Here is a 22,441-nt window from a genome sequence, read left to right on the forward strand (position 1 = left end):
TGTGCCAGTTCCAGTGTTCCAAAACTCATCTGCATCTTTTGCCCCAACCGTCTAGTCTATTACCTTTATTTTAGTCGGTTATTGCACTGACAGGGAAGGTTGTGCAGGAGTCTTTTGAATTAAGAAAGCACAAAGTTCTTTACAGATATTCTATGTGACATGCCGCCGCAAAATTTCTTAAACAGAATTTAATCGACAACAAGTCACAAAATGGCAATCGCTCTTTTGTGACTTTGTTATTTTCATTGCGCAACATGAAAAATCGCATCTCCCTCATGTACCAACGGTAATTCAGACCGGCCAATGATCAGACCACTGCAAGATGCCAGCACAGAAATTTCCTGGTTTGAAAATGCATCGCTGATGGTGCCGAGAACATCATCGCGCTGCACGGGTTCCCCTAGAAGTCTTGTGGCACTGAAAATGCCACTGCCGGATGCACGGATCCAACGGCTGCTATGTGCGATGAATGGTTCTGTGGAAAGTGATTCGCGGATTTTTTGGGCGGGTAGCATATTGAGGTGTTGCATGACATCGAGAATTCCCCGAAGCCCGGCGAGAATGGCGGTTTCATCAAATCTTAGCGCTTCGCCGCCTTCATAGAGCAATAGTGGAATGCCTGTTTGCGTAGCCGCTTGCCGCAGCGAGCCATCGCGCAGGCCGGCATTGAGCAATACAGGTGCATGGAAGGATTTTGCCAATGCCAGAGTTTCAGGATGATCCAGATCGGCGCGTATTTGCGGCAAGTTGCTGCGGTGGACCGCGCCGGTGTGCAGATCGATGCCGTGGGTGCATTTTGCCACGACTTCGGACATGAATAACTCAGCCAGCCGTTCGGCTAATGCGCCATGTTTTGATCCGGGGAAGGAACGATTCAAATCGCGCCGATCAGGTAGATAGCGCGTGTTGTGGATGATGCCGTACACATTGACCATCGGTACGGCGATTAGATCACCGCATAGCTGGTTCAGGATGGATTGCTTTAATAATCGCCGGATAATTTCAATGCCATTGAGTTCATCGCCGTGGATGGCCGCGCAGACAAACAATCTCGGCCCCGGTTTCGTGCCGCGTATGACATGGACGGGCATGGCGACTTCCGCTTGGGTGGTTAACCGCGGTAGCGGCAAGTTGATGACAACTTGACAGCCGGGTTGCACCGATTGCTGATTAATCACTAATTCTGTATGCATGTCAGATAAACAGCAGGAGCGCCAGACCAATGCCGCCGGCTGTTGCAAACATGCCAGAGATACATTGTTTTGCCAGTAAAGTGCTGCCAAAAAAGAAGGTGAGTCCCAGTTTGAAGCCGATATTGGATAGAATCCCAAGCGAGATAGCCGTTATTGTTTCAGTCGCTTCCAATTTGCCCAGTTCGTATAAACGCAAGCTCGATAATGTGATGGCATCGACATCTGTCAGACCGGAGATCAAAGCCACGATATACAGTCCCTTGCTGCCGGCAATATCCGATAACCAAGCTGCAAAAAACAGCACGATGCCGTAGATGATCCCAAAAGTCGCTGCTGTGCCGATCTCGGTTGGGTTTTTGGTTTCTGGTACCGGCAATTGATTGTGTTGATTTAACTGATACCACCAATAGGCAGTGACGCCTGATCCCAGTAGAAAACCACTGCCTAAAATGGGTAGTAGATGCGGCAATAAGGAAGGAGAAGCGACTGCACTGACGATAGCCAGACGAATCAGCACGGTTAAATTGGCAATCAGGATGACGACCACCGCAAGTTGTGTAAAGTGCTGGTTCTCGACGCTGCGGCGCGCATATACCAGTGTTGTGGCGGTGCTGGAAACCAAGCCGCCCAATAAACCCAGTACAGCGCTGTGGCGCGGACCAATGAACTGTAGCGCTACATAACCCGCCAGACTGATGCCCGAAATGAGTACTACCATTAGCCAGATCTGATACGGATTGATTGCTTCATAAGGCCCGAAATTTTTATCCGGCAATACCGGCAGAATAATAAAAGTCAGCACGGCAAACTGCAGGATGGAAATTAGATCCCGTCGACTTAATTTTTCAGTGATGCCGTGCAATTCCGTCTTGAAGTACAGCAAAACCGTCGTAATAATCGCCAGCATGATGGCCAGCGTGTCATGGCCATACCAGACCGCAACGCCCAAACCGTAGCAAATCAGAATAGCGGCGACCGTGGTAGTGCCCGGATCTCCACTGTCATCCTTGATGTGGAAATAAGCGGCGATGGTCATCAAACCAACGATGAGCAGGCCGCCCAATAGCAACCATGGCGTATTGGCCTCTTCAGATAGCATGGCGGTCAGCGTGCCGAATAGCCCAACTAATGCAAATGTTCTTAATCCAGCGCGTGAGCCGGGACTGCGTTCTCGTTCCAGTCCAATGAGTAGACCAATGGCGAGACTGGTCAAGAAATGCGGCAGGGCAGCCAATTCTCCATTCAGTGTGAATTCAGTGACCATGATCGATTACCGGATTATCAGTATCAGACCAGTGTTCGAGCAGGAATTGCAGCGTCGATTTGCCATTATATTCATTGATTTGTAATCGATAAACTGCATCGATCAGATCGGGTAAGGGATCACTGTGAAAAAACAAAATACCATCATATGACACAATGGATTTTTGCATTGCCTGGCCTTGCATATTGGAATCGAGCTTTCTTAGTTTCAGCTTTAAATGCTTTTCGCCGACGATACGCTGGCTTTCAACATAAAATCGGGCATTGAATGTGGGTTGAGGAAAGCCTTGTCCCCACACTTGCCGGTCGAGATACTCTGCCAGCTCCATGTTAATGTCGGACAGATCCAGATCACCATCGGTTTCAATGACGCGCGTCAGATCGGTAGGCGTCAGCAGGGTTTGTGCAACTTGCTCAAAAGCCTCGCAGAATTTTTCAAAATGACAGGCTTGAATGGTTAATCCGGCTGCTGCTGCATGACCGCCGAATTTGAGTATCAGCTCAGGGTGTTGCTTGACGACCAGATCCAAGGCATCGCGTAAGTGAAAGCCGTTGATGGATCGTCCGGAACCTTTCATTTCATGTTCGTTGCCGGATGCAAAGATGATAACCGGACGGTGGTATTTGTCCTTGATACGCGAGGCCAGGATGCCAATAACGCCCTGATGCCAATCGGGATCAAACAGGCAGATGCTATATGCAGTCTGGATTTTTGATTGTTGGTTTTGAAGCGCATCTTCCAGTTTGAGGAATGCACTTTCCTGCATGGTGGATTCGATTTCGCGCCGCTGCCGATTCAATTCATCGAGTTGTTGAGCACATTGCGTCGCATACACTTCATCATCGGTAGTCAGACATTCAATGCCCAGTGACATATCGTCGAGACGTCCGGCTGCATTCAATCGTGGCCCCAAAATAAAACCGAGTTCATAGGTGGAAATTTGCTGATAATCCCGCCGCGCTACTTGCAGTAGCGCATGGATACCTGCGCAACAGCGCCCTTTACGGATGCGCAGCAAGCCTTGTTGTACCAGGATACGATTGTTGTTATCCAGTTTGACCACATCAGCGACTGTTCCCAATGCCACCAGGTCGAGAAAACTCGCGAGATTGGGTTCCGGGATTGTGGTTGTGAAGGCGCCACGTTGGCGTAATTCAGCACGCAGCGCCAGCATCAGATAAAAAATAACGCCCACACCGGCAATATTTTTACTGGGAAAAGGGCAACCGGGTTGATTGGGATTAATGATGGCGGTGGCAGCGGGCAGTGTGTCGCCGGGCAGATGATGGTCAGTAACCAGTACTTGCATGCCCAAGCGGTTGGCTTCGGCCACGCCATCCACGCTGGCAATACCGTTATCAACGGTAATCAATAAATCGGGTTGTTTGGTGGCATGCGCCAGTTGCACAATTTCCGGGGTCAAGCCATAGCCGAATTCAAAACGGTTAGGTACCAGATAATCAACCGTTGCGCCCAGTTTACGCAAAATGCGTATGCCGACCGCGCATGCGGTTGCGCCATCGGAGTCATAATCAGCCACAATCAACAACCGTTTCTTTGCCGCGATGGCATCGGCAAGCAATGCTGCCATCAGCGAAATATTTTTAAATTGCTGGTATGGAATCAGATGCGCCAATTCTGTTTCGAGTTGATCGGCATTTTCGATACCGCGGGCGGCATAAATACGGGCGAGCACAGGCGGTAACCCACACTTGCTGAGTGTTTGGAAAGTGTGCGCATCATATGAGCGGATGGTGATTTTAGGCATGTGCCGAGTCGATAGCGATTGATTGTGTGCAGCGAGCAAAGGCTTTATTCTGCGATAGTTTCGGGTGTTACTGTAATTTTTTCGACTTTGAGCATATGCAAGCGGCGGCTATCGACGCGCTGTACGGTAAATTTGAAGTGATCGATGGTGACCGATTCACCGCGATGCGGTAAGCGGCCGAATTTATTGAGTACCAGGCCGCCGATGGTGTCGTAATCATCATTAGCAAAGTTTGCATCGAGTTCTTCATTGAAACTGCTGATTTCGGTGATGGCTTTAACGCGATAGATGCCATCCGATTCCATGACAATGTTGTCTTCGTCTTCATCGAAATCGTATTCGTCCTCGATTTCGCCGACAATCAGCTCCAATACATCCTCGATCGTTACCAATCCTGCCACGCCGCCGTATTCGTTGACGACGATGGCCATGTGATTGCGGTTGCTACGGAAATCCTTCAATAAAACATTCAATCGTTTGGATTCCGGAATGAACACGGCTGGGCGCAACATGCTGCGGATATTGAATTCTTCCGGATCGGCGTAATAACGCAGCAAATCCTTTGCCAACAGAATTCCGATAATGTCGTCCTCAGAGCCTGCAATGACCGGGAACCGGGAATGTGCGGCTTCTATGGCAAATGGAATGAATTTTTCGGGTTTTTCGTTGATGTCGACGACATCCATTTGTGAGCGTGGCACCATGATATCGCGTGCCTGCATTTCCGAGACTTGCATGACACCTTCGATCATGCTGAGTGCATCCGAGTCGAGTAAATTGCGCTCAAAGGCAGAGTGTAGCAAGGTTATGAGTTGTTCGCGATCTTCCGGTTCGCGGATCAGCAAGGCGCTTAATCGTTCCAACCAGCCGTTTTTAGGTGATGGGTCATCCATATTCAGGTTATTTTACGAGTCCAAAAAATAGGTTAAAATTCCTCCAGTCAACCACTGGTCCAAGTCATGCGCGGGGCTATTGCGGAGTAATTACATTGTTGTGTTCTTGATAAGGATCAGCATAACCAAGCCGCGCAAGTATTTGCGTTTCCAGTCGTTCCATCGCTATCGCTTCAGCGTCTTCGATATGATCATACCCTTGCAGATGCAAAATGCCATGAACAGTGAGGTGCGCATAATGCGCCAGCAGGTTCTTATGTTGTTGCTGCGCTTCCTTGCCGACAACCGGTGCGCATAGCACAATATCGCCTGTTAATGGTTGGGTATCGCTATAAACAAAGGTTAACACGTTAGTTGCATAATCTTTATGGCGGAATTGCTGGTTGAGTTCGCGTCCTTCCACTTCATCCACCAGTCGTAAAACAATTTCGGCATCCTGCATCAATGCTGCTTTAACCCAACGACGAAACTGCGGACGTGTAGGTATGGCTGTGTTGTTTGTCGCATATTGCACTGCTAACTTGAATGATTTCTCCATGCAAAAGTGACGTCAGGATTCCTGCTTTTGTTTGTCGTGTTTTTCATAAGCATTGACAATACGCTGCACTAAGGGATGTCTTACCACGTCTTCCGATTGGAAATGGGTAAAAGCAATGCCGCGTATGTCCTTGAGCACCTGCCGGGCTTCCACCAACCCGCTTTTCTGGTGTTTGGGCAAATCGATTTGTGTCACGTCGCCGGTAATCACTACTTTCGAGCCCAGACCAATGCGCGTCAGGAACATTTTCATCTGTTCCGGCGTCGTGTTTTGCGCTTCGTCCAAAATGATGAATGATTGATTCAATGTGCGTCCGCGCATAAAAGCCAGGGGTGCGATTTCAATGGTATTGCGCTCAAATTGTTTGCTGGTTTTATCAAGTCCCATTAAATCATACAACGCGTCATACAGAGGGCGTAAATAAGGGTCCACTTTCTGTGTCATATCGCCGGGCAGAAAACCCAGGCGCTCGCCCGCCTCAACCGCCGGACGAACCAGAATCAGGCGTGCAGCCAAGTCCCGCTCCAGCGCATCCACTGCACTGGCTACCGCAAGGTATGTTTTGCCGGTGCCGGCGGGGCCGATGGCAAACGTGATATCGTGTTCCTGGATTTGTTGTAGATACTGCGCCTGACGTGGGGTGCGGCCATAGAGATTACTGCGGCGCGTCAACAACGCAGGCGATGCGGGCTGCTTGATGATTGTGGCCTCATCACCCTCAGCAATCGAGGCGGACGCATTCTGCGGATTCATGACTTCGATCAAGCCGAGTTGGACTTGTTCCAGGCTCAAATGATGTTGCGATTGGTGATAGTAATGACGTAAAACCTGCGCGGCTAGTTTTGTCTGACTGGATTTTCCCGATAAACTGAAATGTTCGCCGTGTCTTGAAATAACTACATCCAGCGCTGTTTCAACTTGCTTAAGGTTTTCATCCAGGGCGCCGCACAAATTTGCCAAGCGCTGATTGTCGGCGGGTGTAAAGGAAATTTCGACGGGTTTAGGTTTCAATGTTGGGAAATACGGTTACGATGCTATGATTCTCTCAGTGGTTGGGATACTTTGCAAGTAAAACGCTGCATTTTATTCAGGCAGTATTTCACCACGCAAGGTGTGAGACCGCGCTTCAGTAATATGTACATTGACAAAATGGCCGACCAGCTCGGGACTGCTGGATAAATTGACGACCCGATTATTATCCGTGCGGCCATAAAATTCATCGGCATTCTTTTTGGACACGCCTTCCAGTAGCACGCGCTGTGTCGAACCAATCATTTTCTGACTGATTTCCCCGCATTGTCGATTAATCTGTGCCTGCAGTCGATGCAATCTCTCCAGTTTGACTTCCTGCGGCGTGTCATCGGGCAGATCGGCGGCAGGGGTGCCGGGGCGTGCACTGTAAATAAAACTGTAGGAATCGTCAAAGTTCATGTCTTCAACCAGTTTGAGAGTTGCCTCAAAATCAGCCTCGGTTTCTCCGGGAAAACCGATGATGAAATCAGATGTCACTGAAATGTCAGGGCGAATCGCGCGTACTCTGCGGATGATGGACTTGTATTCCAATACGCTGTAACCGCGTTTCATCGCCGCCAATATCCGATCGGAACCCGATTGCACTGGCAGGTGCAAGTGGTTAACCAATTTGGGTAAGTGGCTGTAAGTTTGAATCAACCGTGGGGTGAATTCTTTCGGGTGTGAAGTGGTATAACGAATGCGCTCAATTCCCGGTATTTCGTGGAGATATTCCAGCAACAGCGCAAAATCAGCAATTTCACCGTCGTTCATTGCGCCCAGATAGGCGTTGACGTTCTGCCCCAACAAGGTGATTTCCTTGATGCCTTGATCGGCCAGAATAGCAATCTCTGTCAGCACATCATCCAGCGGGCGCGAGACTTCTTCGCCGCGCGTATATGGCACCACGCAGAAGCTGCAATATTTACTGCAACCTTCCATGATCGAAACAAACGCCGTGACGCCTTCGGTGCGGGCAAGCGGTAAGTGATCAAATTTTTCGATTTCAGGAAACGAAATATCCACCTGCGAACGCCCGGTCGCCTTGCGTGTTTCGATCAACTGCGGCAACCGGTGTAGTGTCTGCGGACCAAACACCACATCCACATACGGCGCGCGACTGACAATCGTTTTGCCTTCCTGGCTGGCGACGCAACCGCCCACGCCAATCAATAAATTAGGATTATTTTCTTTCAGGTGACGCACACGTCCCAAGTCATGGAATACTTTTTCCTGCGCTTTTTCGCGCACCGAACAGGTATTGAACAAAATGATGTCGGCTTGCGCCGGATCGTCGGTGGGTTCCATGCCGTAGGCGGCGTGCAGAACATCGGCCATTTTTTCCGAGTCGTACTCGTTCATCTGGCAGCCAAAGGTTTTAATATAAAGCTTATTACTCACGAATTAGTTATCTAGCGCTATGTTAAAAAGAGAATAAACGTTTTAGCAGTGACGGTATCCGTTGCCCCTCCCGCTCCGCGGCCTTCACTTCATCCGGGGTCAGAAACCATATGCGTTGCAGGTTCCCCGCGATATCCAGTTGATAGCGAATCAGTCCTTTATAGTTTGCCGTGCTGGGTAGAATGATCATGTTATCGGTGCCACGAATCTGCCCGCCGGGGCCCATTTGAAACTGTTGACCGTTGATTTTAAACACCGGAAAAGAAGCCGACGTTAGATCGCCCAGTTTGCTGTCGACCGGAAAGTTCCTGACTTGCTGGCTCAACGCTGGTTGCGACAACAGAATGAATACACTGATCAGTAGCAACGATATCATCGATATTTTGTTCATAATTTTTTCGAGCGTCGACAAGAAAAGTTTACGAATCAGAAACTTGATTTTGACAGGCCGTATAAGTTTCCAGGGGGCTTATGATACGATAAAGCGCGATTCAGTATCAATTTATTTACAAACAGCATTCACTTCGGAGGTTTTTTATGAATTATTTTGGCAAATTTGTTGTTGCAGCGATTTTAATTGGATTGACGGCGAGTGCATCCGCGCGTAATTATTCCGGTCTGTATATCTTCGGCGACAGTCTTTCCGACTCCGGAAATATTGCTTTGGCTATTGGCACCGATCCAGGTCAGATAATTACCGACAATAGCTACATCCCCAGCAAACCGTATGCGTCCGGCCAGTTCACCGATGGCGATGTGTGGGCAACAGCCTTTGCCAATGCCATCGGATTGGCTCCCTTCGTACAACCTGCGCTTGCCGGGGGTGGCAATTTTGCATTCGGTGGCGCGCGCGTTAGTACCGATGGTCTAGATCTACCGCCTAGCCTGATCACCCAAAGCGGGCTGTTTTTGCAAAATACTGGTGGCGCCGCGCCGCATGATGCGCTGTATGTGGTGCAAGGTGGCGGTAACGATGCGCGCGATGCGCTGACGGCGATTGCATCCGGCGCTGATGCAACCGCTGTCATTGATACCGCAGCAGTCGCTTATGCGCAATCCATCAATACACTTGTCGATCAGTTACAGATTGCAGGCGCCGAACGCATCGTAGTGTGGAACGTGCCCAATCTTGGACTGACCCCGGCAATAGTCAGCCAGGGATTGCAAGCCTCTGTTTTAGGAACGCAAGTCGCAGTAGCGATGAACAATGCACTAGCGGACCGCTTGGCAAACGAAAACGGCGTCACCATTTTTGATGATTTCAGTTTGGTGACCGCAGCAGCGATGAATCCTGCGGACTATGGTTTGACCAATGTGACCGACGCCTGCGGTGCCGTACTCGCTTGCGATCCTTCTACTTATCTATTTTGGGATGGCATTCACCCCACTTCCGCCGGTCACGCGCTGCTGGCGCAGCAAATGATACAAGCGATTCCCGAGCCGGCTACCTATGCACTACTGATTGCTGGCCTGCTGGTAATCAGCATGCAGATTCGTCGACATACCTGATCTCGCAGGATTGCCTTTTGCTCAAATCTCAGTTCCAGTGATACCAAAGCGAGATGCTCTGATCGCTGACTGAACATCATTGAATTTGTCGTGTTCGTGCGAGAGGCTGACAACTGATATATGTCGGGTGCAATCCAGAATTATCTGGAAAGCGATGCGCTGGCCGACAATGTTGCCTCTTGCAACTAATTGATCGTGCTCAATAATGTCATCTTTGATTATGGGGTTGAAAAAGAGTAATAATGCGTGGAATTGGGGCATGATGGAGGTGCAATGGTATATATAGCGCATAAAAATCATACACTGGAACAGCATTTAATGGGCGTGGCTGATAAAGCCAGAGGGTTTGCTGCCAAGATAAGTTTGGATGAACAGGGGGAATTAATTGGGTTGTTGCACGATTTGGGGAAATATAGCGCTGAATTCCAAGCTTATATTCAATCGGCTATCGGCCTGATTAATGAGGATGAAGACGATTATGTTGATGCACATGGTTTAAAAGGAAAGATTGATCATTCATCAGCAGGCGCGCAGTTAATTTGGGAAGAATTATCTAAGCAAGGAGACTTGGGAAAAATTGTTGGACAAATCCTTGCACTCTGCATTGCTTCACATCACTCGGGGTTGATCGACTGTTTGTCTGGAGGAATTAATGCGCCTGTTGGAAATGGTTTTTCAAAGCGAATGCTTAAATCTGATGCAAAGACTCACCTTCGTGAGGTAAAAGAAAAAATTGACGATGCCATCAAAGTGCGACTTCAGGTCTTATTAGCTGCTCCTGAATTGCTTAGTGGAATTAAGGAGATTATGCGTCAAGTCATGCAAGCCGATTTGACTAAAGGTCTAGACCCAAGGCAGAACATCCTGACGCAATTCAAAATTGGCTTACTGGTTCGTTTTCTTTTCAGCTGCTTGATTGACGCAGATCGAATCGATACAGCAGACGCGGAGAAGCCGCAAGCAGCAAAGAAGCGACAGCATGGAGATTATATCGAATGGGCAATATTGATCGAGAGATTGGAGAAAAGGTTAACTGAATTTGGTGATGCCGAGCCTATAGATAAAATCAGGCGCAATATTGCTGATCATTGCCGGGATGCAGCGCAAAGAGATAAGGGAATTTTTACATTATCAGTTCCAACAGGCGGCGGGAAGACACTTGCCAGTCTTCGCTTTGCGCTCCACCATACGTGCCAGCACAAAATGGAGCGAATAATTTACATTATTCCCTACACTTCCATCATCGACCAGAATGCAGATGTGGTGCGTAAGGTTCTTGAGCCAGAGGACGAGCTACGAGGCAGTATTGTATTGGAACACCATTCCAATCTCACACCAGAACAGCAGGGCTCGCGCGAAAAAATACTAGCAGAAAATTGGGATGCACCGGTGATTTATACAACTATGGTGCAATTGCTTGAAACACTTTTTGGGGGAGGTACTCGTGGTGCAAGGAGGATGCACCAATTGGCAAACTCCGTATTGGTTTTTGATGAAATCCAGACTTTGCCAGTTAATACCGTCCACATGTTTTGCAATGCTATCAATTTTCTTGTGGAGCATTGTGGTAGCACCGTGGTTTTATGCACAGCCACCCAGCCGTTGTTAAATGGCGTGGATCCGTCGAAGGGTGTACTGAAATTTTCCAGAAGCAATGAGATTATGCCCGACGTGAAAAAGTTGTTTGACGACTTGGAACGAGTCAAGGTACTTAATCAACGCAAACCGGGGGGCTGGAAGAATGAGGAAGTTGCAGAATTGGCATTGCGTGAAGTGAGTGAGAGTGGTAGCTGCCTAGCAATCGTGAATACCAAGAAATCTGCGCAAGCATTGTTCTCGTTACTCAGACAAACGCAAGGGATGCGCGTGTTTCATCTCAGCACTAATATGTGTCCAGCGCACCGTAAAAAGATTTTGGCTGAGATTCGGAGGTTGCTGGAGGATGGATTCCCCGTGCTTTGTGTGAGTACACAATTGATTGAAGCTGGCGTGGATGTGGATTTTGGCGCAGTTATCCGCTACACGGCGGGATTGGATTCTATCGCTCAAGCGGCGGGGCGATGTAATCGAAATAAGCGTCGGGAAGTGGGGCGTGTTCATGTCGTCAACCCCGCTGACGAAAATTTGGATATGCTCATGGATATTCGGATAGGTAAAGAAGTAACGGAGCGCTTGTTGGATGATCTGAAATCTGGTGCCGAGAATTTCGATGGCGGCATGATCGCGCCGCAAGCCATGAAACGGTATTTCGAGTATTACTTCTTTGCGCGCAAGGATGAAATGGGTTACCCGGTTTCAAGGGAGGTAGCCGGGCGCGATGACAGTCTGTTAAACATGCTTTCCATCAATCAGCAAGCCGTTGTGGATTATGGCCGTGAGCACGGTTCAGCGCCAAACATTTATCTGCGCCAATCCTTCATGACTGCTGCCAAAGCATTCAAGGTGATCGATGCGCCGACACGGGGTATCATCGTGCCTTACGGGAGTGAAGGCAGAAAATTGATTGGTGAGCTTTGCGGCGCATTCGAGGTTGAAAAACAATTTAGGCTTTTGCGTCGTGCGCAGCAGTTTACCGTCAACGTATTCCCTCATCAGTTGGAAAAGCTTCAAAAAGAAAACATATTGCATGAAATACAGAAGGGTGTGGACATTCTCTATCTTGCAGATGCTCGCTACTACAACGAGGATTTTGGGTTGAGTTTAATGCCCGAAGGAAAAATGGAGGTTCATTGTGTCTGATTTTAGAAGAAATAGCATTGAATTCAAGGTATGGGGGCGGTTCGCGCTCTTTACTGATCCACTGACTAAGATAGGCGGCGAAAAGTGTTCCTACCATATTCCAACTTATGAGGCGCTTAAGGGAATTGTTAAGTCGATTTACTGGAAGCCTACTCTTGTTTGGGTAATTGACGAAGTTCGAGTGATAAAGCGCATTCGCACTCAGACTAAAGGCACTAAACCACTGGAATATGGCGGCGGCAATACCTTGGCGATCTACACCTTTTTGTCGGATGTTGAGTATCAGGTGAAAGCACACTTTGAATGGAATACGCACCGACCTGAACTCGTAGAAGATCGCAATGAGTCCAAGCATCACATCGTCGCTAAGCGAATGCTAGAGCGTGGTGGACGGCAAGACATTTTTCTTGGCACTCGTGATTGTCAAGGCTATGTTGAACCTTGCAAGTTCGGTTCTGGTGAAGGAGCTTATGATACTGATGAGGAACTCACGTATGGGCTCATGTTTCATGGATTTGATTACCCCGACGAAACTGGTAATAACAATCTCCATGCTCGTTTTTGGCAACCCACTATGATGAATGGCGTAATTCGATTTGTTCGCCCAGAAGATTGTAAAGATCGTAAGTTCGTCAGAGAAATGGCTGTCAAGAAATTTGAGCGTGGGCAGAATCTTCTCGATGTTGAAAAAGAAGAGCCATTGTCATTGGAGAATCTCACATGAGTTGGATTCAGAAACTTTATGACACGTATGAGCAGTGTGCTGGTCAGGCTGATTTGTCCAATGCCGAATCTTCGCTGGAACCAATATGTCATACCTCCCAACAAGCTCACATTGAGGTAACCATTGATGGGAAGGGAAATTTCCTGCGTGCCAATGTAATCTCCAAAGGACAAGGCGTGACGCTTGTGCCATGCACCGAAGCATCTGCTGGACGAGCTGGAAGCAAACCTACCAATCACCCATTATGCGACAAGCTGCAATACCTTGCGGGTGATTTCCTCAAGTTTGGTGGTGTAGTGACATCAGGATTCGCAAACGAACCAACTGAGCCTCATAAGAGTTATCTGTCCCTCTTATCCGATTGGGCAAATTCCTCTTTCACACATCCAAAAATAATTGCGATTCAAGCTTATGTGCAGAAGGGGCATTTGGTTAGTGACCTTGTGCGAGAAAGAATTTTACTTACCGATGAGAAGAATCAGTTGTTGACGGAGTGGGGCGGTGATAAAAAAGAAGCGCCTTCTGTTTTTGGCGTAATGCCTAATGGCAATTCCCCCGATGGTGCAGTTATTCGCTGGCGGGTGGAAATTCCTGGTGAACCTTTATCAGAAACTTGGAAAGATCGGGGCTTGATGGATGCTTGGATTGCTTTTTACAGCAGCCAAAAAGATAGCCAAGGCCTTTGCTTGGTCACAGGTGAAATTTTGAGCTTGGCAGAGCAACATCCTGCCAAGCTCAGGCATGGCGCGGATAAAGCAAAATTTATTTCATCCAATGACACCAGTGGTTTTACATTTCGCGGGAGATTTATTGATGCCAACCAAGCTTGTGGTGTGGGCTTCGAGGTCACGCAGAAAGCGCACAACGCATTGCGTTGGTTGATTGCGCGACAGGCCTACCGAAATGGCGATCAAGCAATTGTTGCGTGGGCTGTATCTGGAAAAAAAATACCAGACCCATTTGCGAATTCTTTTGATCTATTTGGAATTGTATCGGAAGAGCAGGAAGCCAAGCAGGATCATGTGGGTCCAAGTGATGTGGGACAAGCTTTTAGTCAGCGTCTAGCGAAGAAACTTGCCGGGTATCGGGTTGAAATCGGTTCTGCTAAAGAAATTGTGGTAATGGGGCTGGATTCAGCTACACCAGGTCGTATGGCGATTACCTATTACCGGGAGCTTGATGGCTCTGAGTTTCTGAACCGAATTGAAGCATGGCATAAAGAATATGCTTGGCATCAGAACTATAGCAAGGATATAAAGTTTGTTGGCGCACCAGCTCCCAAGGATATTGCTGAAGCTGCGTTTGGCCGCCGATTGGATGAAAAATTACGCAAAGCAACAGTAGAGCGTTTGCTGCCTTGTATCATTGATGGTCAAAATATTCCTCTTGATCTTGTGGAATCAACAGTTCATAGGGTAAGCAACCGAGTTGGACTCGAATATTGGGAGTGGGAAAAATATCTTGGCATTGCCTGTGCGCTATTTAGTGGTTATCAAAAAGAAAGGGGTTATCAAATGGCATTAGAATTGAATCGAACCAGTCGCGATTACTTGTATGGTCGTCTTTTAGCGATCGCAGAAAACATCGAAGATCGCGCGCTGTATGTTAGCGGCGAGAAGCGTGATACCAGCGCTGCAAAGTTGATGCAGCGTTTTGCCGATCACCCGTTTTCAACATGGAAAACTATTGAACTTTCATTAAGTCCATACAAAACCCGCTTACGAACTAAGCGTCCAGCATTTCTTGCCACAATGGAAAGTCAGTTTGACGAGATTATCAATTTGTTTGAGACAAATGATTTCATGGAAGATAAAAAGTTATCCGGGGAGTTTCTGCTGGGTTATCACTGTCAGCGACAAACACTCCGAACCAAGCATGAAACTGAGCAAACCGATAATGTGGAAATAGCCACTACCGAAACAAATTGAGGAAAACATCATGAGCACATTGCAAAACAAAATCGACTTTGCCGTTGTCCTGCGCGTTACACACGCTAATCCTAACGGTGATCCGCTTAACGGAAATCGTCCGCGTGCGGACTATGACGGGCATGGAGAAATTACTGATGTTTGCATTAAACGTAAGCTTAGAAATCGATTGCTGGAGAGTGGTAAAAGTATTTTTGTACAGTCCGATGATCAAAAAGTAGACGATTTTAAGAGCCTCAAAGCGAGAGCAGATGCTGCTCTTGGAAAAAAGCTTGGCTCAAGTGAAACAGTAAAATTGGCTTGTGAACAATGGTTTGACGTTCGTGCATTTGGTCAGCTTTTTGCGTTCAAATCTGACAAAAAAGGCAAAAAAGAAACCGACAGCGAAGGTGACAGCGGCGTATCTATTGGCATTCGCGGTCCTGTCACAATTCAGTCCGCGTTCAGTGTGGAACCGGTTGATGTCAGCAGTACACAGATTACCAAAAGTGTTAGTGGTGAGGGAGATGGCAGCAAGCGTGGTTCTGACACAATGGGTATGAAACATCGAGTTGACAGTGGGATTTATGTTTTCTATGGCAGTATGAATCCACAATTGGCTGAACGAACGGGATTCAGCGATGCCGATGCGGAAACTTTGAAACAATTGCTTCCAAAGTTATTTGAGAATGACGAGTCATCCGCAAGGCCAGCAGGAAGCATGGAAATTCTGAAAGTAATTTGGTGGAAGCACAATTGCAAGTCTGGACAATATTCCTCTGCCAAGGTACATCAAACTCTTCGAGAATCGATTCAGCCTGACGGAGGTTTTGAGCTTGATGAATTAGAAGGCCTTAAACCTGAAATCATTGAGGGTTTCTGATGGTTAATGTTATGTGTATTCAATCAGAACTCAAACATGATGAACTGTTCCTCGTAGCTTTGACGATTACGCCGTCACAGTAAACGAAGCCAATATGCCGTCCGGCGTACAATTGCTGCGGCAGGTTGGTTGAAATATTTTTCTGCATTTTATCGGGAGGTGCTGATATGAACTGGCAAGAACGCATTGTTTCCGACCCGGACACATTGTTCGGCAAACCGCGTATTAAGGGAACCCGCATTGGAGTCGAGTTTATTCTTGATCTATTGGCTTCCGGCTGGGATGAAGCACAAATTCTGGAAAATTATCCGCATCTGACTCCAGAAGACTTACAGGCGGTATTCGCATTCGTTCGTGATTGCATGAAAGATGAGACCTTTATTATGCGGGCGGCGGTAGAATCCGGGGCTGCCACTCGATGACTTTGAGGTTGCTGGCTGATGAGAATTTTCCTCTGCCGGTTATCCGGAGTCTCATCGACGCGGGTTACGATGTCCTTTCAATTGCGAAAGTTTCTCCGGGGATTAATGATCGTGCTGTACTTTCCTTTGCTCGCGAAACGGGGCGCAGTCTGCTTACTTTTGATGTGGATTTTGGCGATTTGGTTTTTTCTCATGGAGTGGAACCGCCTACAGCTATTTTGTATTTCCGCCTGCATCCCATCATAGCGGAAGAATTATTGGCAATAACTTTGTGTGCCTTAAACGAAATTCAACCAGGATATTTCGCCGTAATCAGTCGTGAAGGGATACGCTTGCGGAAGTTATAAGCTCGTGGTAAATGGCAAGGAATTACGGGAAAGGAATAGGTTAAAAGGGATGAATACTATGAATGAAATCTTATTTTTCGTCAAAGAAGCGCCGGAAGGTGGCTACACCGCTCGGGCACTGGGCGAGTCGATTTTTACCGAAGCGGATGATCTGGATGACTTGCATCAACAAGTGCGCGATGTCGTGCATTGCCATTTCTACGAAGGCAAGGCACCCGAAATCATTCGTTGGCATTTTGTTCGAGAAGAAGTAATGATGGTATGAAACTGCGACGGAATATGTACAGCGCATTATCGAGAGATGAATTGATACTCCGATTATTGTGTAAATATTAATGCGAGTCAGTGAGCCTGAAGAGCCGATCATGTTGTCCGCCCTCCAGCACTGGAGTTATTGTCCGCGCCAGTGTGCATTGATTCATGTCGAGCAGGCCTTTGACGAGAATGTGCATACCATGCGTGGCAATGCGGTGCATCAGCGTGTTGATGAGCCCGGTTTTGAATCATTTGAGGGTGTGCGGAGCGAACATGCTTTGCCGGTTTGGTCGGAACGGCTGGGTTTGATCGGAAAATGCGACATTGTCGAGTTTTATCCGGATGGGCGTATTTATCCGGTGGAATACAAGCATGGTAAAAAACGTGCCAAAGCGCATGACGACATCCAACTCGCAGCCCAGGCAATCTGCCTGGAAGAAATGACCGGCAAACCGGTGACGCATGGGGCGATTTATCATCACACTTCTCGTCGCCGCCGCGAGGTCGCGATTACCGATACATTGCGTCGTCAGGTGGAAGAAACCGTAGCAGCGATACGAGTTTTGCTTGCCAGCGGTCAATTGCCGCCGCCAGTCAACGATGCGCGTTGCAAGGAGTGTTCGTTGCAGGATATTTGCCAGCCGCAAGTGATGGCCGATAAAGCCGGGCAGCGCAAAGCGCGAAAGGAATTATTTGAGTTGGATCAATAGAGAAGTTATGTATTTGAAAAACGATACAATATCCATTGATGTTGAGCGATTGAACGACTAGCAAGTGCAAAAATACGAAAGGAACGAAATGACCCAAATCCATTCCGCTAATGAAGAAGCTCTGCTGCATCAAATGGTGGAGACTATCGTTCGTGAGGTTTCCCCGGGAGCGATTATTCTCTTTGGTTCGCGTGCGCGGGGTGATGCACGGGCTGACTCCGATGTTGATTTGCTCATTGTTGAAACTGAACCGTTTTCGCCGCAACGCAGCCGCAGGAAGGAAGCAGCGCGCTTGTATATGGTGTTAAGAGGATTGGCAATCTCCAAGGATATCCTGCTGTACAGCCGGGATGAATTCGAGTATTGGAAGAATTCCATGAATCATGTTGTTGGCAGAGCATTTCGCGAAGGAAAAATATTGCATGGCCGACCTTGAACAAGCGCATGCAATGCTGCGGATGGCGCATAAGGATTTTAGTGCGCTCGTTGGTATGTTGGAAAATCCATTGTTTGCGGATGAAATTTTCGGTTTTCATGTTTAGCAGGCGGTGGAAAAAGTGTTAAAAGCTTGGCTGTGTGTTTGTACGGGTACCTATCCAATGACACATGAATTGGCGCGGTTGCCTGCTTTGCTGGAGAGTCAGGGTGTGGAAGTGGAAGCATATTGACCATTGGTTCAATACACCATTTTGCGGTGCAAGCGCGTTATGAAGAAGGTATTGTCGATCTGGATGAGCCTATTGATTGTGTTATGGAAATCCAAAGCGTGCGTGCACTACTGACACATGTCGAGCAGGTGATAACTTCTCAGGGAAGAGCACTTGAATAACAATGATTCGATTAAGTAACTGAACCATGTACCAATTGCTGAATACCTTGTACATCATGACACCCAATGCTTACGCGCATTTGGAGAACGATACGCTACGCATTGACGTGGAACGTCAAAAGAAGCTGCAAGTGCCGTTGCACCATCTCGGTTCAGTGGTTTGTTTTGGCAATGTCATGATTTCTCCCGCCCTGATGCATCGCTGTGCCGATGATGGCATCAGTCTGGTGCTGCTCAATGGTAGTGGACGTTTCAAGGCACGTCTGGAAGGTGCGATCAGCGGTAATATTCTGTTGCGGCAGGCGCAGCATCGCGTGGCTGCTGATGAACAATTTGCTTTGGCGACGGCGCAGGCGGTTATTGCCGGAAAGCTGCGCAATGCCAGGCAAGTATTGATGCGCGGCGCACGCGAAACAAATGACGCGCAAGATCAGAAAGTGTTGAGTGATGCAGCAGTGTCATTGGCTAATTCCATCCGCAATCTACCCGTTGCCGGAGATTTAGATGTGGTGCGCGGTATCGAAGGTGATGCCGCAAAAGTATATTTTTCTGCGCTGCCGTATCTGGTGCGTCTGAATGTACGAGAACATTTCACCATGGATGGCCGCTCGCGTCGTCCGCCGCGTGATCGTTTCAATGCGTTGTTGTCATTTCTTTACTCTATGGTAATGAACGATTGCCGCTCAGCGCTTGAAAGTGTGGGGCTGGATCCACAGTTGGGTTTTTTACACGCTGTGCGTCCTGGTCGGGCGGCGTTGGCGCTGGATCTGATGGAGGAATTTCGTGCCATTCTGGCGGATCGGCTTGCGCTAACTTTGATCAATCGCGGTCAGATCACGGTGCGTGATCTCACGGAACATGAGGGTGGTGCGGTGTATTTGGAAGGGGATGCAAGAAAGGTTGTCGTGACGGCATATCAGGAGCGTAAACAAGAGGAAATAACACACCCGTTACTTGAAACAAAAATGCCGATCGGCCTTCTACCGCAACTTCAGGCGCGCTTCATGGCGCGCGCCATCCGTGGCGAAATGGATGGCTACATCCCTTTTTTGGTGAAATAATCATGCTGATCATCGTAACGTATGATGTTTCTACTGAAACCAGAGAGGGGCGCAAAAGATTGCGGCGCGTAGCCAAAATATGCGAAGGAATCGGGCAGCGTGTGCAGAAATCGGTATTTGAATGTAAGGTCACGCTAATGCAATACGAAGAGCTGGAACGCAGGTTGCTAGCCGAAATCGATGAGAAAGAAGATAACCTCCGTTTGTATCGTTTAACGGAACCAGTTGAATTGCATGTCAAGGAATATGGAAAATTTAAAGCGGTTGATTTTGATGGACCATTGGTTGTTTAAAATGCGCGAACCACAAGCAATGACAAAAACCCAGTCTGTTCGCGATGCATATAACTTGATGAATATTATGAATACTATTAAGAGAATGTTGTTTGATATGCTGCTGACTAACCGTAGAAATAGGCAGTTCGCGCATTCACAGCAATATTCCTTGTTGTATGATGGAGTTGTAGTTGTACTGTAGCGCCCGGCCCTAAAGCCGGGCGAGGATTGAAACAAGCATTACATCAACAATCACGGTAAGAAACCTGTAGCGCCCGGCCCTAAAGCCGGGCGAGGATTGAAACCAATATCCACATTACCAAGAGTAGAATAGTTAAATATATGTAGCGCCCGGCCCTAAAGCCGGGCGAGGATTGAAACCTCTGGTACTGCTTGTTTAGTAGCTTTTGGAGCAGTAGCGCCCGGCCCTAAAGCCGGGCGAGGATTGAAACGCTCGCCCAGAACGTTTTGCCGGTGGTCGATACGGTAGCGCCCGGCCCTAAAGCCGGGCGAGGATTGAAACTTTTCGACAGAGTGATATCGACTTTCAATCTCCCGTAGCGCCCGGCCCTAAAGCCGGGCGAGGATTGAAACTTACAAGACGTTCCCTCTCCATCACTATGGGATGCGTAGCGCCCGGCCCTAAAGCCGGGCGAGGATTGAAACTGGCAGCACATGGCAAGTATGAGCAGTTGGTAATGTAGCGCCCGGCCCTAAAGCCGGGCGAGGATTGAAACTGAAATGGTCGTCTTCCACAACACCAGACTTGCACGTAGCGCCCGGCCCTAAAGCCGGGCGAGGATTGAAACTACCCCGCAGGCAATTGGGATGCACCACTGATTGATGTAGCGCCCGGCCCTAAAGCCGGGCGAGGATTGAAACAAAACCGAGGGTGAGTTTGATAATTGGTTGGATGAAGTAGCGCCCGGCCCTAAAGCCGGGCGAGGATTGAAACAAAAGACTAAAGCATAAAGGAATAGATTGTAAATTAGGTAGCGCCCGGCCCTAAAGCCGGGCGAGGATTGAAACATGTAATACCCGTTTCAATACCTTACTCATGCGAGTAGCGCCCGGCCCTAAAGCCGGGCGAGGATTGAAACATGGAGAAGTTTAAACCGCAATTGGCACTGGCATTGTAGCGCCCGGCCCTAAAGCCGGGCGAGGATTGAAACATAGCGCGAGAAACGGGTTGCACTGAGGATTGGGGTAGCGCCCGGCCCTAAAGCCGGGCGAGGATTGAAACACAGATCATGATTGGGATCTGGTGGAAGTGTATGTGGTAGCGCCCGGCCCTAAAGCCGGGCGAGGATTGAAACCTGACGTGATCTCATCGTGAGTCAGCAGATGTCCAGTAGCGCCCGGCCCTAAAGCCGGGCGAGGATTGAAACCCACAACAACTCGACCAGCAAACAGATACTTTTTGTAGCGCCCGGCCCTAAAGCCGGGCGAGGATTGAAACCTGGCGGTGGGCACGCAGTGGATCGTATCACCCGGTAGCGCCCGGCCCTAAAGCCGGGCGAGGATTGAAACAGTAATGCCGCAGGGATAACCGGGTCTCCGGCCGGTAGCGCCCGGCCCTAAAGCCGGGCGAGGATTGAAACACAATTGGCAACAATACCGGTCAGCCAAATGGATGTAGCGCCCGGCCCTAAAGCCGGACGAGGATTGAAACTCAGATTTCAAGGCTTCCATGCTGCTAAAACAACCGTAGCGCCCGGCCCTAAAGCCGGGCGAGGATTGAAACAACTGGTATCGCAACAAGCCGAGCATCGGTATGTCGTAGCGCCCGGCCCTAAAGCCGGGCGAGGATTGAAACCCGCTCATTTGCTTTTATCCCAATAGAGCTTTGAGTAGCGCCCGGCCCTAAAGCCGGGCGAGGATTGAAACCGGCGTGCTGTCGATCTCGAACACGATGGCCGGGGTAGCGCCCGGCCCTAAAGCCGGGCGAGGATTGAAACATATGTTTTCCTTGTATTCCGTTAAATTAAATAAGTAGCGCCCGGCCCTAAAGCCGGGCGAGGATTGAAACGAGTTGACTGATGTGCCCGTGGATAACGGCGATTGGGTAGCGCCCGGCCCTAAAGCCGGGCGAGGATTGAAACGACGCGCAATGCTCGCAGGTGCTGCACGATGTCAGTAGCGCCCGGCCCTAAAGCCGGGCGAGGATTGAAACTCGTATCGTGTTAGTGTTTTCATGTTAGTTTCTCCGTAGCGCCCGGCCCTAAAGCCGGGCGAGGATTGAAACTCTCTTGTTATTAGCTCATCAATTTCATTGGCAAGTAGCGCCCGGCCCTAAAGCCGGGCGAGGATTGAAACATCAAGAGTAGGTAGACTAAATGCCTCTTGAATCGTAGCGCCCGGCCCTAAAGCCGGGCGAGGATTGAAACCAGTGAGCTTAGTCCAATTGTTAACTGTCATTTTGTAGCGCCCGGCCCTAAAGCCGGGCGAGGATTGAAACCATTATTCATTCTCCTTTTTGTCAAACTGATCACGGTAGCGCCCGGCCCTAAAGCCGGGCGAGGATTGAAACTGGCATCGTCGCGGCTGAGGTGGCCTACTTGCATGTAGCGCCCGGCCCTAAAGCCGGGCGAGGATTGAAACGGCTACAACAGACACGATGATGTGTGCTGTCAAAAATGGAGTCCATGTGTTTTAAGCAGCGGCTAGATTTGCATAGTATCGCTGTGTAAATTGTGCTGGTGACAGATAACC

General features: G+C 48.7%; 21 protein-coding genes and 1 CRISPR repeat array. Of the genes, 13 read left to right on the plus strand and 8 right to left on the minus strand.

Going from position 1 to position 22,441, the window contains the following annotated elements; genetic code table 11:
- Positions 1 to 242: 242 nt before the first annotated feature.
- The 8 genes from C8R34_RS14615 to C8R34_RS14650 form a co-directional block, all read right to left on the minus strand.
- On the minus strand, positions 243 to 1,193 hold the full coding sequence (locus tag C8R34_RS14615) for a succinylglutamate desuccinylase/aspartoacylase family protein (protein ID WP_110341850.1): 951 nt from the start codon (positions 1,191 to 1,193) through the stop codon (positions 243 to 245).
- Position 1,194: 1 nt separating this feature from the next.
- Complete coding sequence (locus C8R34_RS14620; RefSeq protein ID WP_110341852.1) at positions 1,195 to 2,457, minus strand: MgtC/SapB family protein; 1,263 nt, start codon at positions 2,455 to 2,457, stop codon at positions 1,195 to 1,197.
- The gene (recJ, locus tag C8R34_RS14625) at positions 2,447 to 4,225 is read right to left on the minus strand and encodes a single-stranded-DNA-specific exonuclease RecJ (RefSeq protein WP_110341891.1); all 1,779 of its coding nucleotides are present in this window, start codon (positions 4,223 to 4,225) and stop codon (positions 2,447 to 2,449) included. Before recJ ends, C8R34_RS14620 begins: the two co-directional genes overlap by 11 nt.
- Before the next feature lie 44 nt (positions 4,226 to 4,269).
- Positions 4,270 to 5,118: an HlyC/CorC family transporter gene (locus C8R34_RS14630; RefSeq protein WP_110341854.1), complete on the minus strand. Its 849-nt coding sequence runs from the start codon at positions 5,116 to 5,118 to the stop codon at positions 4,270 to 4,272.
- Between the two features lie 76 nt (positions 5,119 to 5,194).
- Entirely contained in the window at positions 5,195 to 5,656 is a 462-nt protein-coding gene (gene ybeY, locus C8R34_RS14635) for an rRNA maturation RNase YbeY (RefSeq protein ID WP_110341857.1), read from the minus strand.
- A 12-nt stretch (positions 5,657 to 5,668) separates the two neighbouring features.
- The gene (locus tag C8R34_RS14640) at positions 5,669 to 6,667 is read right to left on the minus strand and encodes a PhoH family protein (RefSeq protein ID WP_110341859.1); all 999 of its coding nucleotides are present in this window, start codon (positions 6,665 to 6,667) and stop codon (positions 5,669 to 5,671) included.
- Positions 6,668 to 6,739: 72 nt separating this feature from the next.
- Positions 6,740 to 8,068: a tRNA (N6-isopentenyl adenosine(37)-C2)-methylthiotransferase MiaB gene (gene miaB / locus C8R34_RS14645; RefSeq protein WP_110341861.1), complete on the minus strand. Its 1,329-nt coding sequence runs from the start codon at positions 8,066 to 8,068 to the stop codon at positions 6,740 to 6,742.
- A gap of 22 nt (positions 8,069 to 8,090) precedes the next feature.
- Positions 8,091 to 8,459, minus strand: coding sequence for a hypothetical protein (locus C8R34_RS14650; protein WP_110341863.1), 369 nt, complete (start codon positions 8,457 to 8,459; stop codon positions 8,091 to 8,093).
- A 146-nt stretch (positions 8,460 to 8,605) separates the two neighbouring features.
- On the opposite strand from C8R34_RS14650, the gene C8R34_RS14655 reads away from it, so the two are divergent.
- The 13 genes from C8R34_RS14655 (at position 8,606) to cas2 (ending at position 19,747) form a co-directional block, all read left to right on the plus strand.
- Positions 8,606 to 9,577 carry an SGNH/GDSL hydrolase family protein gene (locus C8R34_RS14655; protein ID WP_110341865.1) on the plus strand — a complete coding sequence of 324 codons (972 nt, stop codon included), beginning with the start codon at positions 8,606 to 8,608 and terminating at the stop codon, positions 9,575 to 9,577.
- Positions 9,578 to 9,850: 273 nt separating this feature from the next.
- Positions 9,851 to 12,316, plus strand: coding sequence for a CRISPR-associated helicase Cas3' (gene cas3, locus C8R34_RS14665; RefSeq protein WP_110341869.1), 2,466 nt, complete (start codon positions 9,851 to 9,853; stop codon positions 12,314 to 12,316).
- Positions 12,309 to 13,040, plus strand: coding sequence for a type I-C CRISPR-associated protein Cas5c (cas5c, locus tag C8R34_RS14670; protein ID WP_110341871.1), 732 nt, complete (start codon positions 12,309 to 12,311; stop codon positions 13,038 to 13,040). The genes cas3 and cas5c overlap by 8 nt, the downstream gene beginning before the upstream one ends.
- Positions 13,037 to 14,968 (plus strand): type I-C CRISPR-associated protein Cas8c/Csd1, encoded by a 1,932-nt coding sequence (cas8c, locus tag C8R34_RS14675; protein WP_110341873.1) that lies wholly within the window; start codon positions 13,037 to 13,039, stop codon positions 14,966 to 14,968. Before cas5c ends, cas8c begins: the two co-directional genes overlap by 4 nt.
- Before the next feature lie 10 nt (positions 14,969 to 14,978).
- Positions 14,979 to 15,830 carry a type I-C CRISPR-associated protein Cas7/Csd2 gene (gene cas7c, locus C8R34_RS14680; protein ID WP_110341875.1) on the plus strand — a complete coding sequence of 284 codons (852 nt, stop codon included), beginning with the start codon at positions 14,979 to 14,981 and terminating at the stop codon, positions 15,828 to 15,830.
- Positions 15,831 to 15,997: 167 nt separating this feature from the next.
- Entirely contained in the window at positions 15,998 to 16,252 is a 255-nt protein-coding gene (locus C8R34_RS14685; protein ID WP_110341877.1) for a DUF433 domain-containing protein, read from the plus strand.
- Complete coding sequence (locus C8R34_RS14690; protein ID WP_110341879.1) at positions 16,249 to 16,599, plus strand: DUF5615 family PIN-like protein; 351 nt, start codon at positions 16,249 to 16,251, stop codon at positions 16,597 to 16,599. Before C8R34_RS14685 ends, C8R34_RS14690 begins: the two co-directional genes overlap by 4 nt.
- A 58-nt stretch (positions 16,600 to 16,657) precedes the next feature.
- Positions 16,658 to 16,864, plus strand: a complete 207-nt coding sequence (locus C8R34_RS14695) for a 2-oxoisovalerate dehydrogenase (RefSeq protein WP_181415507.1) — start codon at positions 16,658 to 16,660, stop codon at positions 16,862 to 16,864.
- A 100-nt stretch (positions 16,865 to 16,964) separates the two neighbouring features.
- Positions 16,965 to 17,564: a CRISPR-associated protein Cas4 gene (gene cas4 / locus C8R34_RS14700; RefSeq protein WP_258364520.1), complete on the plus strand. Its 600-nt coding sequence runs from the start codon at positions 16,965 to 16,967 to the stop codon at positions 17,562 to 17,564.
- A gap of 88 nt (positions 17,565 to 17,652) precedes the next feature.
- Positions 17,653 to 18,000: a nucleotidyltransferase domain-containing protein gene (locus C8R34_RS14705; protein WP_110341885.1), complete on the plus strand. Its 348-nt coding sequence runs from the start codon at positions 17,653 to 17,655 to the stop codon at positions 17,998 to 18,000.
- A 228-nt stretch (positions 18,001 to 18,228) separates the two neighbouring features.
- Complete coding sequence (locus tag C8R34_RS16545) at positions 18,229 to 18,393, plus strand: hypothetical protein (protein ID WP_165872584.1); 165 nt, start codon at positions 18,229 to 18,231, stop codon at positions 18,391 to 18,393.
- A gap of 26 nt (positions 18,394 to 18,419) precedes the next feature.
- Positions 18,420 to 19,454 (plus strand): type I-C CRISPR-associated endonuclease Cas1c, encoded by a 1,035-nt coding sequence (cas1c, locus tag C8R34_RS14710; protein ID WP_110341887.1) that lies wholly within the window; start codon positions 18,420 to 18,422, stop codon positions 19,452 to 19,454.
- Positions 19,455 to 19,456: 2 nt separating this feature from the next.
- Positions 19,457 to 19,747 carry a CRISPR-associated endonuclease Cas2 gene (cas2, locus tag C8R34_RS14715; RefSeq protein ID WP_110341889.1) on the plus strand — a complete coding sequence of 97 codons (291 nt, stop codon included), beginning with the start codon at positions 19,457 to 19,459 and terminating at the stop codon, positions 19,745 to 19,747.
- Positions 19,748 to 19,927: 180 nt separating this feature from the next.
- Positions 19,928 to 22,330: a CRISPR direct-repeat array (repeat unit 37 nt; unit sequence GTAGCGCCCGGCCCTAAAGCCGGGCGAGGATTGAAAC).
- Positions 22,331 to 22,441 lie beyond the last annotated feature (111 nt).

Source organism: Nitrosomonas sp. Nm84 (assembly GCF_003201565.1).
GTDB lineage: Bacteria > Pseudomonadota > Gammaproteobacteria > Burkholderiales > Nitrosomonadaceae > Nitrosomonas.

Bases quoted from the DNA above. Each gene is read 5' to 3' on its own strand.
- C8R34_RS14690 (WP_110341879.1), top strand. From the start codon at position 16,249: ATGACTTTGAGGTTGCTGGCTGATGAGAATTTTCCTCTGCCGGTTATC.
- C8R34_RS14650 (WP_110341863.1), bottom strand. From the start codon at position 8,459: ATGAACAAAATATCGATGATATCGTTGCTACTGATCAGTGTATTCATT.
- ybeY (WP_110341857.1), bottom strand. From the start codon at position 5,656: ATGGAGAAATCATTCAAGTTAGCAGTGCAATATGCGACAAACAACACA.
- C8R34_RS14620 (WP_110341852.1), bottom strand. From the start codon at position 2,457: ATGGTCACTGAATTCACACTGAATGGAGAATTGGCTGCCCTGCCGCAT.
- C8R34_RS14655 (WP_110341865.1), top strand. From the start codon at position 8,606: ATGAATTATTTTGGCAAATTTGTTGTTGCAGCGATTTTAATTGGATTG.
- cas7c (WP_110341875.1), top strand. From the start codon at position 14,979: ATGAGCACATTGCAAAACAAAATCGACTTTGCCGTTGTCCTGCGCGTT.
- cas3 (WP_110341869.1), top strand. From the start codon at position 9,851: ATGGTATATATAGCGCATAAAAATCATACACTGGAACAGCATTTAATG.
- C8R34_RS14705 (WP_110341885.1), top strand. From the start codon at position 17,653: ATGACCCAAATCCATTCCGCTAATGAAGAAGCTCTGCTGCATCAAATG.
- C8R34_RS14615 (WP_110341850.1), bottom strand. From the start codon at position 1,193: ATGCATACAGAATTAGTGATTAATCAGCAATCGGTGCAACCCGGCTGT.
- C8R34_RS14695 (WP_181415507.1), top strand. From the start codon at position 16,658: ATGAATGAAATCTTATTTTTCGTCAAAGAAGCGCCGGAAGGTGGCTAC.
- C8R34_RS14630 (WP_110341854.1), bottom strand. From the start codon at position 5,118: ATGGATGACCCATCACCTAAAAACGGCTGGTTGGAACGATTAAGCGCC.
- cas8c (WP_110341873.1), top strand. From the start codon at position 13,037: ATGAGTTGGATTCAGAAACTTTATGACACGTATGAGCAGTGTGCTGGT.
- recJ (WP_110341891.1), bottom strand. From the start codon at position 4,225: ATGCCTAAAATCACCATCCGCTCATATGATGCGCACACTTTCCAAACA.
- cas1c (WP_110341887.1), top strand. From the start codon at position 18,420: ATGTACCAATTGCTGAATACCTTGTACATCATGACACCCAATGCTTAC.
- C8R34_RS14685 (WP_110341877.1), top strand. From the start codon at position 15,998: ATGAACTGGCAAGAACGCATTGTTTCCGACCCGGACACATTGTTCGGC.
- cas2 (WP_110341889.1), top strand. From the start codon at position 19,457: ATGCTGATCATCGTAACGTATGATGTTTCTACTGAAACCAGAGAGGGG.
- cas4 (WP_258364520.1), top strand. From the start codon at position 16,965: ATGTTGTCCGCCCTCCAGCACTGGAGTTATTGTCCGCGCCAGTGTGCA.